The organism is Niallia sp. 03133, assembly GCF_052663225.1.
This window is the reverse complement of sequence record NZ_JBQTCY010000004.1, coordinates 116,979-131,538: the sequence shown is the minus strand read 5'-3', so window position 1 is coordinate 131,538 and position 14,560 is coordinate 116,979. Positions and strand designations below refer to the sequence as shown.

The window sequence follows — 14,560 nt, the reverse complement described above, 5'->3', positions numbered from 1 at the left end:
AATATAGTGGTAGATAAAGGGCTGTTGATTGTACTGTCAGGACCTTCCGGTGTAGGAAAAGGGACAGTGCGCAAACAAATTTTTTCACAACAAAATAATTCATTTGAATATTCGATTTCTATGACAACTAGGCTTCCACGCGCGGGAGAAGTGGACGGGATTGATTATTTTTTCAAAAAAAGAGAAGAGTTTGAAAAGCTGATTGAAAAAGGCAAATTACTGGAGTATGCAGAATTTGTCGGCAATTATTATGGTACACCTGTCGATTATGTAAGAGAAACAACGGACAAAGGGAAAGATGTTTTTCTGGAGATAGAGGTCGAAGGTGCCAAACAAGTACGGGAGAAATTCCCGGACGGCTTATTTATTTTCTTGAGTCCCCCTAGTTTATCAGAGTTAAAAAACCGCATTGTAACGAGAGGGACAGAAACGGAAGAAATAATCAACAATCGAATGAATGTTGCAAAAGAAGAAATTGAAATGATGCATCTATATGATTATGTGGTAGAAAATGATACAGTAGAGAATGCATGTGAAAAAATAAAAGCAATTATTATTGCAGAACACTGCAGAAGAGAAAGAGTAGAACCAAAATACAAAAAAATGCTGGAGGCCAACTAAATATGTTATACCCATCTATTGATTCATTAATGACTAAAATTGATTCTAAATATTCTTTAGTATCTGTAGCAGCGAAAAGAGCGAGAAAAATGCAACTGAATGCAAAACCGCAATTGGCTAAATATGCTTCTCATAAAAATGTTGGAAAAGCATTAGAAGAAATTCATGCGAATCAATTAACATACCGTGTCAATCTAGACGAAGCGGAAAAAGGCGAATAGTCCTTCGAAATAATTTAAAGAAACGAAAAAGAAAGACTGGATCAGTAGAGAAACCTCTCCTAGCTGATCGGTCTTTTTTCATGAAAGCAGACAGTGCTTATCGTGCTGAATTTTGAGTAAATAACACTTTGTCTACACTCTCGGCTGTTCTGTATCGTTTTCCTTTTCTTAGCTGCAAGTAGAAAAGAAACAGCGGAAAGGGCCAGGAATATTTTGTTTAAAGAAAAGATGAAAAATCTCTGTTTTTTTTGCATAATAAAAGAAGCAAAGCATGTGAAATGGGGGAACAAAATGTTAAAGGGCAAAAAGATTCTATTATGTATAACAGGTGGAATTGCTGTATATAAAATGTGTACATTAACGAGCAAATTAACGCAAAAAGGTGCAATAGTGAAAGTAATCATGTCAGAAGCAGCAACTGAATTTGTTGCTCCATTGACATTTAAAGCACTTTCGAAAAATGAAGTATTTACGGATACATTTGATGAAAAGGATGCGAAAGTAATTGCACATATTGATTTGGCGGATTGGGCAGATTTAATTCTTGTAGGACCTGCAACAGCCAATACTATTGGAAAGCTGGCGAATGGGATAGCAGACAATATGGTAACAACTACCTTGCTTGCTGCTACAGCTGATGTTTGGATTGCACCGGCTATGAATGTTCATATGTATGATCATCCTGCCGTTCAGAAAAATATTCTTACTTTATATGAGTATGGGTATCGGTTCATTAATCCAGGGGAAGGTTACCTTGCTTGTGGTTATGTCGGAAAAGGAAGATTAGAAGAGCCGGAAATTATTATTGAACATATGGAAGAACATTTTACAAGAAAAAAACAATTTTTAGAAAATAAAACCGTCTTGATTACAGCAGGACCAACTAGAGAAAAAATTGATCCTGTTCGTTTTATTTCCAATCGTTCGACCGGGAAAATGGGGTACAGCATTGCCGAACAGGCTGTCCGTCTAGGTGCTGATGTTATCCTTGTAACTGGACCGACTGCCATCTCTCCTCCAAATGGAGCAAAGGTAATAGCAGTCGAAAGCGCAGAAGAAATGTACGAGGCTGTAATGGATAATAGCAGCTCAGCTGATATTATTATTAAAACAGCAGCTGTAAGTGACTATAAACCTGTACAAACATATGATCATAAAGTGAAAAAGCAGCTGGGATCTGAAGTGATAGAGTTTACTCGAACAAAAGACATTCTTGCTGATTTAGGAGCAAAAAAAACAAAACAAGTCCTGATTGGATTTGCAGCAGAAACACAAAACATGGAAGAGTATGCAAAAGATAAATTAAAAAGAAAAAATGCAGACATGATTGTGGCGAATAATGTCAACAGCAAAGACTCTGGTTTTGGAACGGATACAAACCGTGTAACATTTTATTTGAAAAACGGAGAAAAAAAAGAATGGCCGTTATTGTCAAAAGACGAGGTTGCCTTTCATGTGCTGGAACATGCTTTTTCATTGAAAGAAGATGATAAGAAATGACCGTTGCCAAAGTTATTGTAGATGTGCCTGCAAAGCAGACAGATAGAGCCTTTGATTATCTCATTCCTGAACACTTGGAAAACATCATACAGCCAGGAATGCGTGTCATTGTGCCGTTTGGTCCAAGAAAAGTGCAAGGTTTTGTCGAATCCATAGAATCCGATTCACCTTTTCATTCCTTGAAAAAAATAATAGAGCCAATGGATCTTGTTCCTGTTTTAAATAAGGAGCTGCTTCTGCTGGCAGATTGGCTTTCTGGACAAACGCTTTGCTTTAAAATCTCTGCTTTGCAAGCAATGCTGCCGCCAGCATTGAAGGCAAAATATCAGCGGAAAATAAAGCTGGCTGGAAGAGACGGCCTTCATGAGCTTTCGGAAACTCTCTATTCATTATTTAATGGAAAAGAAGAAGTACTATGGGAAGAGGCAATAAAAACTGCTTCCCTTACTTCTATTCAAAAAGAGGTGAAAAATGGGAAGTTGGAAGTTGTTTATGAAGTCCAGTCCCGTGCAAACAAAAAAAAAGCAAAGCATATCTATTCCCTGCTAAGTGCCGAACAATTACAAGCAGCGGCTGATTCATTAAATAAGCAAGCTAATAAACAGCAGCAAATATTAGAATATTTTATGGAGAATAACGAAGCAGTCGAACAGAAACAGTTATTAAGTCTTTTAAAAACATCTAATTCGGTTGTCAAAGGATTGATAGAAAAAGGGGTCCTTGCAGAAAAAGAGTTGGAAATATACCGGGATCCATACAAAGAGCGTGCATTTGAAAGAACGTCTCCTTTGTTATTAAAGGAAGAACAGCAGCTAGCGATTGAGCCAATTCTCGATACCGTTAATCGTAACAAGCATGAAGTATTTTTATTATATGGAGTAACAGGAAGCGGAAAAACAGAAGTATATTTGCAGTCCATTGATAAAGTATTAAAAAAAGGGGAAGAAGCAATCGTATTAGTGCCTGAAATAGCGCTGACTCCTCAAATGGTTCATCGATTCAAGGGCCGATTTGGAGATAAGGTGGCAGTTATGCACAGCGGACTTTCGGTCGGAGAAAAATATGATGAATGGCGTAAAATACAAAGAAAAGAAGTGCAGGTAGTGGTAGGGGCACGTTCTGCAATTTTTGCTCCATTTGAAAACCTAGGTATTATTATTATTGATGAAGAGCATGAAATGACCTATAAACAAGAAGAAAATCCGAGATATCATGCAAAGGAAGTTGCGATAAAGCGTGGCTTAACCCATCAATGTCCTGTTATTTTAGGAAGCGCTACTCCTTCTTTAGAAAGCTTTGCACGTGCACAAAAAGATGTGTTTACATTACTAACATTAAAAAAGAGAATGAATGATAATCCATTGCCTGCTGTTGAAATTGTTGATATGCGAGAAGAACTCCGTGAGGGAAATCGTTCCATGTTTTCAAGAGTGCTATTGGAAAAGCTGAAGGATCGAATCGAAAAAAAACAACAAACGGTTTTATTTTTAAATAAGAGGGGCCATTCCTCTTTTGTTATGTGCCGAGATTGCGGATATGTTGTAAAGTGCCCGAATTGCGAGATTAGTTTAACATACCATCAGTATAATAATCAGATGAAGTGTCATTATTGCGGACATGAAGAAGTTACTCCAAGTAATTGTCCAGAATGCAGCAGTGAGCATATTCGATATTTTGGAACAGGAACGCAAAAAGTAGAGGAGGAACTTGCTAAAATTTTGCCGGAAGCAAGTGTTATTCGAATGGATGTAGATACAACCAGCCGCAAAGGAGCCCATGAAAAATTATTAAAGCAATTCCAAGACGGCCATGCAGATATTCTTTTAGGCACCCAGATGATTGCTAAAGGACTGGATTTTCCAAAGATAACGCTTGTAGGTGTATTATCAGCAGATACCATGCTTCATTTGCCTGATTTTCGTTCATCAGAAAAAACATTTCAGCTGTTAACCCAAGTGAGCGGGCGAGCTGGCAGGCATGAATTAGAAGGTGAAGTTATTTTCCAAACATATACGCCAGAGCATTATAGTATTGAGCTTGCTAGCCAGCAGGATTATGATAGATTTTACCATAGTGAAATGATGATAAGAAAGAGCCACGCCTATCCACCTTATTACTATATTACACTTATAACTGTAAGTCATGAACAATTAATGAAAGTTGTTTCCGTAACAGAACAGATTTCACAGGTTGTAAGACAAAAGCTCTCTCCTAAAACGGTGGTCTTAGGACCAGTTGCTTCCCCAATTTCCAGAATAAAAAATAGATATCGGTATCAGTGTCTGATAAAATACAAACAGGAACCTAACTTAAAATCGGTATTAAAAACGGTATTGGATCATTATCAAGGCGAAATAAGCACAAATGGTTTGCAAATTTCGATTGATGTCAATCCTTATATATTAATGTAGAAAACAGGAATTGTTATTTGGATTCAAAAAGAGGAGGCTAATTAGCAACTGCGCTGAAAAAGTGTTTTATAAGATGAATGTTAGGTGAAATCTGTATTTCATAAGTATTCACTTTATCAGTGGCCTCTAATTAGCTGATCCTCTCCTTGATTTGCTTGTATTCTAAAGACAAAACGTTTAAAATAAAATGTTGGTTTATTAATGATTGTAAAAAATGTTTGGAGGAAATGAAGTGGCAGTAAAGCAAATTGTACTGTTTCCCGCTGAAATTTTAGAGAAAGCATGCGAAACAGTTACAGTATTTGATAAAAAATTAGCAAAATTATTAAATGATATGTATGATACGATGATTGAATTTGATGGCGTAGGGTTGGCTGCACCTCAGATTGGAATTGGAAAAAGAATAGCGATTGTGGATATCGATGATGATACGGGAACAATTGAATTAATTAATCCCGAGTTAATAGAAGCAGATGGAGAACAGCTGGGCCCAGAGGGATGTTTAAGTTTTCCGGGAGTGTATGGGGAAGTGAACCGTCCATTTTCTATTAAAGTAAAAGCTCAGGATAGAAAAGGAAAAACCTACTATATAGAAGCAGAGGATTTTTTAGCAAGGGCTATTCTTCATGAAATGGATCATTTAGATGGGGTGCTGTTTACTGCAAAAATTACACGCTATTTAGAGGAAGATGAGCTAGAAGGAGTGGAAGCAGAATGACAAGGATTATATTTATGGGGACACCGGATTTTTCAGTGCCGGTTTTGCAGCAGATACTAAAGGACGGCTATGATGTAATTGGAGTAGTAACACAGCCAGACCGTCCAGTTGGCAGGAAAAAAACATTAACGCCGCCTCCTGTAAAAGTAGAAGCAATCAAGCATAACATACCTGTTTACCAGCCGGAAAAGATCCGAAAATCAGAAGAACTAGCCGAAATTATTCGTTTAGACCCGGATTTAATTGTGACGGCTGCTTTTGGACAAATTCTTCCTAACGAATTATTGGAAGCACCAAAGCATGGATGCATTAATGTACACGCATCCCTTTTGCCTGAACTAAGGGGCGGAGCACCTATTCATTACAGCATCATTCAAGGGAAAGAAAAAACGGGAATTACGATTATGTATATGGCTGAAAAGCTGGATGCAGGTGATATTTTAACACAGGTGGAAGTTCCTATTGGTGAAGAAGATACGGTTGGAACACTCCATGATAAATTGAGTGCAGCCGGCAGCTCACTTCTATCGGAAACATTGCCAAAGCTGTTGGAGGGTGGTCTTACGCCTATTGCTCAAAATGAAGAGGAAGCAACTTTTGCTTCTAATATAAAACGTTCGGATGAAAAAATTGACTGGGCGATTTCTGGAGAAGAAATTTATAATAAAATCCGCGGCTTGAATCCATGGCCTGTTGCTTTTACAACCTATCAAAACGAAGTGATAAAGGTATGGAATTCGAAAAAGGTGACAAAACCTCATGATGCAGCACCGGGAACCATCGTAGAAATTCAAAAAGATGGTGTGCTGGTTTCAACAGGCAATTCTACATGCATTAAAATAACAGAGCTTCAGCCAGCAGGAAAAAAGAAAATGACAGCAGAAGTATTTTTACGCGGAGCAGGGACAAAAATGCAAGCAAACGAAGTATTAGGAGCAGAAAATGACCAGTAAAAAAAATGTTCGGGAAACCGCATTGGATATTATAGAAACAATCAACAATAATCAGGCATACAGCAATTTATTATTAAATACAAGCATCAAAAAAAATGAACTCCCGTCAAAGGATATAGGGCTTTTAACAGAATTGGTCTATGGAACGCTGCAAAGAAAGATGACGCTGTCTTATTATTTAAAGCCTTTTTTAAAAAACAGCCATAAACTGCAAAGCTGGGTGCTGTCATTGCTGCAATTGACTTTATATCAAATTCTTTATTTAGACCGAATTCCAGATCATGCTGCTATTCATGAAGCGGTCGAAATAGCAAAAAAAAGAGGTCATAAGGGTATTTCCGGTTTGGTCAACGCTGTTTTAAGAAATATTCAACGACAAGGGGTTCCATCATTGGAAACTGTAGAGGACCCTATTGAAAGATTAGCAATAGAAACGAGTCATCCTGTCTGGCTGGTAAAAAGATGGGTAAATCAACTTGGTCTGGAAGAAACAAAAAAAATGTGTGAACTAAACTTGGAAGCACCTATCCAAACAGCACGGGTAAATACAACGAAAATATCCAGAGAAGAATGTTTATCCTTGTTAGAGGAAGAAGGGTATATAGCCGCAGCAAGTATTGTAGTGCCTGAAGGAATTCAATGTTTAAAAGGAAATTTAGCCAATTCAGCATGTTTTCAAAATGGATTACTGACTATACAAGATGAAAGCTCTATGCTTGTTGCTTATGCTTTGGATGTTGCCGAGCCTTTGGACATATTGGACGCATGTGCAGCACCAGGAGGAAAATCAACACATATAGCAGAGAAAATGAAGAATGAAGGACAGGTGCTATCTGTTGACCTTCATCAACATAAAGTAAAACTTATCCGTCAAAATGCAGACAGATTAGAGCTTCACAATATTGAAACAAAAGCGATGGATTCAAGGAAACTGGAGGAAGTGCTGGAAGAAGGTTCTTTTGACCGCATATTGCTTGATGCTCCTTGTTCTGGATTAGGTGTGATGAGAAGAAAGCCGGATATTAAATATACAAAAGAAGAAAAGGATATAGACCGGCTGCATACGATACAGCTGCAGCTTTTGGAAACAATGTCTTCTTTATTAAAAAATGGCGGCTTAATGGTATATAGCACTTGTACGATTGATACAGCAGAAAACGAAGAGGTAGTAGAACAGTTTTTAGAGAAGCATCCTAATTTTTATAAAGATACAACATTAGCAGAACGCATGCCGGAAAGTGTGCATTCCTATGTAAAACAGCATGAGCTGCAAATTTTACCGCAATATTTTGGATCAGACGGCTTTTATATGGCCGCATTAAGAAAGCAGGTGTAGGAAATGGAACAAATAAAAACAACAAAAAAGCAAGCAGATATAGAAACAATGCCATCTATCTACTCATTACAATTACACGAGTTAAAAGACTGGTTAAAAAAGAACAATGAAAAAGCATTCCGAGCGGACCAAATTTTTGAATGGCTGTATAAGAAGCGAGTAGCAAGTTTTGAGGATATGTCGAACCTTTCGAAAGGGTTAAGAGAATTATTGACAGATCATTTTACAATTACCACATTAAAAACGATAATAGAACAAACATCAAGTGACGGCACCATTAAATTTTTGTTTGAACTGCATGACGGATATTCCATTGAAACGGTTTTAATGAGACATGAATATGGCAATTCTGTATGTGTAACGACACAAGTAGGCTGTCGAATTGGCTGTACGTTTTGTGCATCAACTCTTGGAGGATTAAAAAGAAATTTAGAAGCAGGAGAAATTGTGGCACAAGTCGTAAAAGTACAGCAGGCGCTTGATAAATCAGATGAGCGAGTTAGTTCGGTTGTAATTATGGGAATAGGAGAGCCATTTGATAATTTTGACCATATGTTAAGCTTCTTAAACATTATCAATCATGATCAGGCATTAAATATTGGGGCTAGACATATTACCGTTTCAACAAGCGGCATTGTTCCAAAAATTTACGAATTTGCCGATCAAAATATGCAAATTAATTTTGCTGTTTCCTTGCATGCGCCTAATACGGAGCTAAGAAGTCGTTTGATGCCGATCAATAGAGCATATAAACTGCCGCAATTGATGGAATCTATTCGATATTATGTGGAAAAAACCGGACGAAGAGTAAGTTTCGAATACGGATTATTTGGAAATGTTAATGATCAAGTAGAACATGCAGAAGAATTGGCTAAACTAGTAAAAGGAATTAAATGTCATATTAACTTAATACCAGTTAATTATGTACCAGAAAGAGATTATGTTCGAACACCTAAGGACCAAATCTTTTTATTTGAAAAAACATTAAAAAAACATGGTGTGAATGTAACCATCCGCAGAGAGCAAGGATCCGATATTGATGCTGCTTGTGGACAGCTGCGTGCGAAGGAGCGACAAGAAGAGACGAGGTGACAATTTTGAAAGAAATTTTCATGACGGATAAAGGAAAAGTGCGTCAGCATAATGAAGACAACGGGGCCATTATCTTTAATAAAAGCGGTCAGCGCCTTGCCATCGTAGCAGATGGCATGGGCGGGCACCGTGCAGGTGATGTTGCGAGCCGGCTTACGGTTGAAAAATTAACAGAGCTTTGGACAGAAAACCATCATATTTCTACTGCTGATGAAGCGGAAAACTGGCTGCTCACGCATATTAAACAAGTAAACCAGTATGTGTTAATGTATGCCTTGGAACATCCGGATTGCGACGGAATGGGAACAACAATTATTGGAGTGATCAGTACAGAAAATTTCTCGACAATTGCTCATGTAGGGGACAGTCGTTGTTATTTATATAATGAGGACGGTTTTAAACAACTTACGGAAGACCATTCCCTGGTAAATGAATTAGTTAGAATGGGGCAAATTTCAAAGGAGGATGCAGAGCATCATCCAAGGAAAAATGTTGTATTAAGAGCTTTAGGAACAGATGAAAACTTGGCTATTGATATAATAACGATCATATTTGAGCAAGGGGATTTAATCGTTATCTGTTCAGATGGTTTATCCAATAAAGTGACAGAAAATCAGATGGTTGAGGTTTTGCAGCGGGAAGATTCACTTGAAACAAAGGCAAGAACTTTAATTCATACTGCAAATGAAAACGGCGGAGAAGACAATATAACGATTGTTATTTTAGAATACGCTAATGGGAATCAAGCGGGTGAAGCAAAATGATGATTGGCAAAAGGATAAGCGGTCGTTATAAAATACTTGATATGGTTGGCGGAGGCGGTATGGCAAACGTCTATTTGGCTCATGATATGATTCTTGACCGTGATGTCGCTGTAAAAATGCTTCGTCTTGATTATGTCAATGATGATGAGTTTGTAAGACGATTTCATCGAGAAGCACAATCTGCCACAAGCTTAACTCACCCGAACATTGTCAGTATTTATGATGTAGGGGAAGAAGACACCATTTATTATATTGTCATGGAATATGTAAATGGCTATACATTAAAACAATACATACAAAAACATTCTCCAGTTCCTGTAGAAACAGCAATTGAAATAATGAAACAATTAACATCAGCTATTTCTCATGCCCATCAAAATAATATCGTTCACAGAGACATCAAACCACATAATATTTTAGTTGATAAACAAGGAAATGTAAAAATAACGGATTTTGGAATTGCAATGGCATTAAGTGCAACGAGCATCACACAAACAAATTCAGTGCTAGGTTCTGTTCATTATTTATCTCCTGAACAGGCTCGAGGCGGTATGGCAAATAAAAAATCCGATATTTATTCACTTGGAATCGTGATGTTTGAATTATTAACTGGCAGGCTTCCTTTTTCTGGAGAATCAGCTGTATCGATTGCGTTGAAGCATTTGCAGTCAGAAACGCCAAGTATAAGAAGGTGGAATGAAGAAATTCCTCAAAGTGTTGAAAATATAGTATTAAAAGCAACAGCGAAAGACCCCTTTCACCGCTATTCAAGCGTAGAAGAAATGGGAGAAGATTTGCAAACAGCACTGAATCCAGAAAGAAAAAATGAACCGAAATTTGTTTCACCTATTGATGTGGAAGCAACAAAAGCAATCCCTATTATAACAAATGACAGACCATATCCAAATCTGGATGAAACAATTATCCATGGTAAAGAAGATACGAAACAGGTAAACAAGCAAGAAGCTCCAAAAAACAAGAAGCAAGATACGAAAAAGCCGAAAAAGAAAAGCAAAAAAGTAATAGTCTTATTAGTATCCGTGTTTCTATTTTTGTTATTAGCAGGCGTTTTTGCTGTGACTGTACTTCCTGATCTTTTAATTCCAGAAGATGTGGCAATTCCTGATGTTTCAGGGGAGGAAATGGATGAAGCGATTGCATCACTGGAATTAGCTGGATTTGTAATTGGAGAAACAGTTCCTTTAAATGATGAAAAAGTAAAAGAAGGCGCCGTTATTCGAACGAGTCCGAAAGCGGGCAGGAAAGTTAAAAAAGGACAAGAGATAGATATTTATCAAAGCCTGGGGAAAGAAAAATATGAGCTGGATAATTATATTGGACAACAATATGAAGATGTTGTGAATCAGCTTGAAAAAGAAGGGTTTAAAAAAATAAACAAGGTAGAGCAGTTTGATGAAAATCAGCCTTCTGGAACAATACTTTCTCAAAATCTTTCAAAAGGGGAAGAAGTAGTGCCGGAAGATGCAGACATCGAATTTACCATCAGCAAAGGTGCAGAATATGTCAGGTTATCCGATTTAACTGGTTATACGAAAAAAGAGGTAAACGACTATGTGAATTCTGCCGGTCTATCTGTAGACTTTAAAGAAGAATATAGTGATACGGTGGATGAAGGAAAGGTGGTTTCCCATTCACCTGAAGCTGGTTTAAATGTAAGAAAAGGATCCCGTATTTCGATTGTTATTTCAAAGGGAGCAGAAACAATTCCGACGAAAGAGGTAACAGAGGAAATTACGATACCATATGAGCCTGCAGAAGAAGGAAAGCCGCAAGAAGTAATTATCTTTGTACAGGATCTGGATCATAATATGACGGAACCGTACGATACATTTACTATTAATGAAACAACAAAAAAAACAATCACTTTACGAGTTTCAAAGGATGATAAAGCAGGTTATAAAGTGATGCGAGATACAAATGTAATTCTTGATCAAGTAGTCCCATATCCAGATTAAGGAGCGTAGCTATTTATGCCTGAAGGCAAAATTATTAAAGCGTTAAGTGGATTTTATTATGTTCTAAGCGATGGAGTTGTCACCCAATGCCGAGGGCGTGGAGTTTTTCGGAAAAATAAAGTTACTCCATTAGTAGGAGATGAAGTAGTTTTTCAAGCTGAAAACGAAACAGACGGCTATATTTTGGAAGTGAAAGAACGAAAAAATGAATTAGTTAGACCTCCTATTGCTAATGTAGATCAAGCTATCCTTGTTTTTTCAAGTGTTGAGCCAGAATTCAGCACGGCATTATTGGACAGGTTCCTTGTATTAGTTGAATATAATCGAATTCAACCAATAATATGTATGACCAAAATGGATTTAGCTTCTGCTGAGCAGGTGGAAAAGATGAAAAAATATGCAGCCCATTATGAAGAAATTGGCTATCCAGTTATTCTAACATCATCGGAAACTGATGAAGGAATTCATTTGTTTACCCCCTATTTAAAGGGGAAAATTTCTGTGTTTGCTGGTCAATCTGGTGTTGGCAAATCCTCTTTATTAAATGCTATTCGACCAGAATTAGAATTAAAAACAGATGAAATTTCTTCCCATCTTGGCAGAGGAAAACATACAACACGTCATGTTGAACTCATTTCCATAGATGATGGGCTAGTTGCAGATACTCCTGGTTTCAGCTCATTAGAGTTTACGGAATTGGAATTAGCGGATGTAAACTATTGTTTTCCAGAAATAGAAAAAGCGAGCGAAAACTGTAAATTTAGAGGCTGTTTGCATCTTTCTGAACCAAAATGTGCAGTGAAAACAGAGGTGGAAGCAGGAGTAATTCCGGATTATCGATACGAGCATTATAAGGATTTTCTGCAGGAAATAAAAGAGCGCAAACCAAAATATTAGGTTTTGGCGCAGGATAAGGCAAACTTTAAGGCTGTTCTCACAGCCTTAAAGTTGCCCAGTAATTATTTTTCAAAAAACTGCAATTTGTAGAAATACTACACTCATGGGCATTAATGCTAATGCTCTTTTTTTGTATCATAAAATAATCATTTAAAATATAAGTTATGTAGGAGGGACAAGAATGAATATTCATATCATGGCAGGGGGACCAGAAAATTACATACCAGACCTTGCGCGCTACTCGAACGATGAGTCTGTTTGGATTGGGGTGGATCGAGGGGTTCTGTATTTATTAAAAAGGGATATTCCAGTAAAAACAGTGTTCGGTGATTTTGATTCAGTAAATGAACAAGAATGGCAAGAAATCATGGAGCATTCTTCCACCATAAATAAATTCAATCCAGAAAAAGATGAAACGGATATGGAATTGGCACTTAATTGGGCAGTAAAGAGACGCCCGGATACCATTCGTTTGTTTGGAGCAACTGGCGGACGATTGGATCATACAGTGGCAAATATTCAACTATTGTTAAAAGAAATAATGGGAGACTCCCACATACATATAGAAATAATTGATAAACAAAATATCGTATCTATCGTAACAGAAGGAACGCATACATTAAAAAGACAAGCGGATTATCCATATGTGTCATTCTTTCCGTACAGTACAAATATAGTAGGCCTAACATTGAAAGGTTTTAAATATCCTTTAAATGACCGGCATATTCCCGTCAGCAGTACACTATGTATTAGTAATGAACTTATTAGCGATTATGGTACTTTTTCTTTTACCAAAGGCATATTAATGGTAATAAGAAGTCATGATTAAGTATTATTTAAATAAAAAAAGTACTTATTTTTTGTTTTTGAATAGGATGTTAATGGTGTTACTGGTTTAATTTAGAGCATTAAGGAGGGACAGTATTCATGAGATTTTATACCATTAAATTGCCGAAATTTTTAGGAGGACTTGTCCGTGCGATGTTAGGAACATTTAAAAAAGAATAAAGGCGCTTGCACTTTGTTTCACAGACAACCTTTTACAATGTTTCGCTGAGGGAAAGAGAGAAGACCATGCTTTCCCTTGTTTTTAATGCGTAGTAAAAGAAAAAATGCATTATACAATCGATTATCCACAATCAATTGATAATGAAACCTTTCCGTTGTTCTATTTATAGCGATGTGAATTTTCTTAATAAAATATAAATAAAATAAAAAAGGACATAAAAATGTCCTTTTTTTGCTAAATAGTATTAGCTTGCCGTCTATTTAAGTTTTAAAGAATTTTATGTAGAAATAGAACTACGTAAAATTCAAAGTTGATCGAGACGTTTCGTATTCGATAAGAAATGAATAATTTTTGAACTTAGACGGGTGTCTAGTTCAAAAGTACTGGATGTACAAGTGACGGCGCTGCCACAGAATGTGGAGCTTCCGCATTTCTAATTATACGCGTTCAACTTTACCAGATTTAAGAGCTCTTGCAGAAACCCAAACACGTTTAGGTTTACCGTCTACTAAAATACGAACCTTTTGAAGGTTTGCTCCCCAAGTACGCTTGTTAGCATTCATCGCATGGGAACGAGCATTACCTGTAGTTGTTTTTCTACCAGTTACAACACATTTACGTGGCATGTATATTTCCCTCCTTATAACCAAAACTCTAAAAAAGAGTTTTTAAATTCATCGTTAGCAAATTAATCTTGAGAAATATGCTAAATAATCCTCATTAAAGATACTTTAATAATTTATCACACAACTACCTTGATTGCAATAGCTGTTATCAAAGCTTTCAAGAAAATTTCCTTGACATGGTATTTCTTCCTTTGTTTTATAAGAATTATTAGATTGATATATATTAGGTAGAGAGCTTGTATTTATTAATATGGAGAGTGATGATGGTCATCGGGTTAATATTCAAAGACGTCTTCCGCATTTCTTTGTAGCTAGGAAGGTTATTAGCCAATTTGGTACGGAGGTTAAAATAGCAGCCTCCGTACCAAATTGTCATATGCTTGTCACCGACAAGCAGACAACTTCCCCTTTTCAATTGTCCAACTGCTAATGAACT

At 36.9% G+C, this 14,560-nt stretch carries 14 protein-coding genes; 13 read left to right on the top strand and 1 reads right to left on the bottom strand.

What is annotated here, in order from left to right; genetic code table 11:
- Positions 1–6: 6 nt before the first annotated feature.
- From gmk to spoVM, 13 genes are all read left to right on the top strand, one after another.
- The gene (gene gmk / locus ACTYBU_RS07065; RefSeq protein WP_445488350.1) at positions 7–621 is read left to right on the top strand and encodes a guanylate kinase; all 615 of its coding nucleotides are present in this window, start codon (positions 7–9) and stop codon (positions 619–621) included.
- A 2-nt stretch (positions 622–623) separates the two neighbouring features.
- Positions 624–842 (top strand): DNA-directed RNA polymerase subunit omega, encoded by a 219-nt coding sequence (gene rpoZ / locus ACTYBU_RS07060; RefSeq protein WP_445488348.1) that lies wholly within the window; start codon positions 624–626, stop codon positions 840–842.
- Positions 843–1,133: 291 nt separating this feature from the next.
- Positions 1,134–2,342: a bifunctional phosphopantothenoylcysteine decarboxylase/phosphopantothenate--cysteine ligase CoaBC gene (gene coaBC / locus ACTYBU_RS07055; protein WP_445488346.1), complete on the top strand. Its 1,209-nt coding sequence runs from the start codon at positions 1,134–1,136 to the stop codon at positions 2,340–2,342.
- Positions 2,339–4,753 (top strand): primosomal protein N', encoded by a 2,415-nt coding sequence (priA, locus tag ACTYBU_RS07050; protein ID WP_445488344.1) that lies wholly within the window; start codon positions 2,339–2,341, stop codon positions 4,751–4,753. Before coaBC ends, priA begins: the two co-directional genes overlap by 4 nt.
- Positions 4,754–4,985: 232 nt before the next feature.
- On the top strand, positions 4,986–5,471 hold the full coding sequence (gene def, locus ACTYBU_RS07045) for a peptide deformylase (RefSeq protein WP_445488343.1): 486 nt from the start codon (positions 4,986–4,988) through the stop codon (positions 5,469–5,471).
- Positions 5,468–6,424 (top strand): methionyl-tRNA formyltransferase, encoded by a 957-nt coding sequence (gene fmt / locus ACTYBU_RS07040; RefSeq protein ID WP_445488341.1) that lies wholly within the window; start codon positions 5,468–5,470, stop codon positions 6,422–6,424. The genes def and fmt overlap by 4 nt, the downstream gene beginning before the upstream one ends.
- Positions 6,414–7,760 carry a 16S rRNA (cytosine(967)-C(5))-methyltransferase RsmB gene (rsmB, locus tag ACTYBU_RS07035; protein WP_445488340.1) on the top strand — a complete coding sequence of 449 codons (1,347 nt, stop codon included), beginning with the start codon at positions 6,414–6,416 and terminating at the stop codon, positions 7,758–7,760. The genes fmt and rsmB overlap by 11 nt, the downstream gene beginning before the upstream one ends.
- Before the next feature lie 3 nt (positions 7,761–7,763).
- Positions 7,764–8,852, top strand: coding sequence for a 23S rRNA (adenine(2503)-C(2))-methyltransferase RlmN (gene rlmN / locus ACTYBU_RS07030; RefSeq protein ID WP_445488338.1), 1,089 nt, complete (start codon positions 7,764–7,766; stop codon positions 8,850–8,852).
- Positions 8,853–8,857: 5 nt separating this feature from the next.
- The gene (locus ACTYBU_RS07025; protein WP_445488336.1) at positions 8,858–9,616 is read left to right on the top strand and encodes a Stp1/IreP family PP2C-type Ser/Thr phosphatase; all 759 of its coding nucleotides are present in this window, start codon (positions 8,858–8,860) and stop codon (positions 9,614–9,616) included.
- Positions 9,613–11,592, top strand: coding sequence for a Stk1 family PASTA domain-containing Ser/Thr kinase (gene pknB / locus ACTYBU_RS07020; protein ID WP_445488334.1), 1,980 nt, complete (start codon positions 9,613–9,615; stop codon positions 11,590–11,592). The genes ACTYBU_RS07025 and pknB overlap by 4 nt, the downstream gene beginning before the upstream one ends.
- 15 nt (positions 11,593–11,607) lie before the next feature.
- Positions 11,608–12,489 (top strand): ribosome small subunit-dependent GTPase A, encoded by an 882-nt coding sequence (gene rsgA, locus ACTYBU_RS07015; RefSeq protein ID WP_445488332.1) that lies wholly within the window; start codon positions 11,608–11,610, stop codon positions 12,487–12,489.
- A 181-nt stretch (positions 12,490–12,670) separates the two neighbouring features.
- Positions 12,671–13,318 carry a thiamine diphosphokinase gene (locus ACTYBU_RS07010; RefSeq protein ID WP_445488330.1) on the top strand — a complete coding sequence of 216 codons (648 nt, stop codon included), beginning with the start codon at positions 12,671–12,673 and terminating at the stop codon, positions 13,316–13,318.
- Positions 13,319–13,416: 98 nt separating this feature from the next.
- Positions 13,417–13,497 carry a stage V sporulation protein SpoVM gene (gene spoVM, locus ACTYBU_RS07005; protein ID WP_032088878.1) on the top strand — a complete coding sequence of 27 codons (81 nt, stop codon included), beginning with the start codon at positions 13,417–13,419 and terminating at the stop codon, positions 13,495–13,497.
- Between the two features lie 438 nt (positions 13,498–13,935).
- On the opposite strand, the gene rpmB is transcribed toward spoVM, so the two are convergent.
- On the bottom strand, positions 13,936–14,124 hold the full coding sequence (rpmB, locus tag ACTYBU_RS07000; protein ID WP_090758060.1) for a 50S ribosomal protein L28: 189 nt from the start codon (positions 14,122–14,124) through the stop codon (positions 13,936–13,938).
- Positions 14,125–14,560 lie beyond the last annotated feature (436 nt).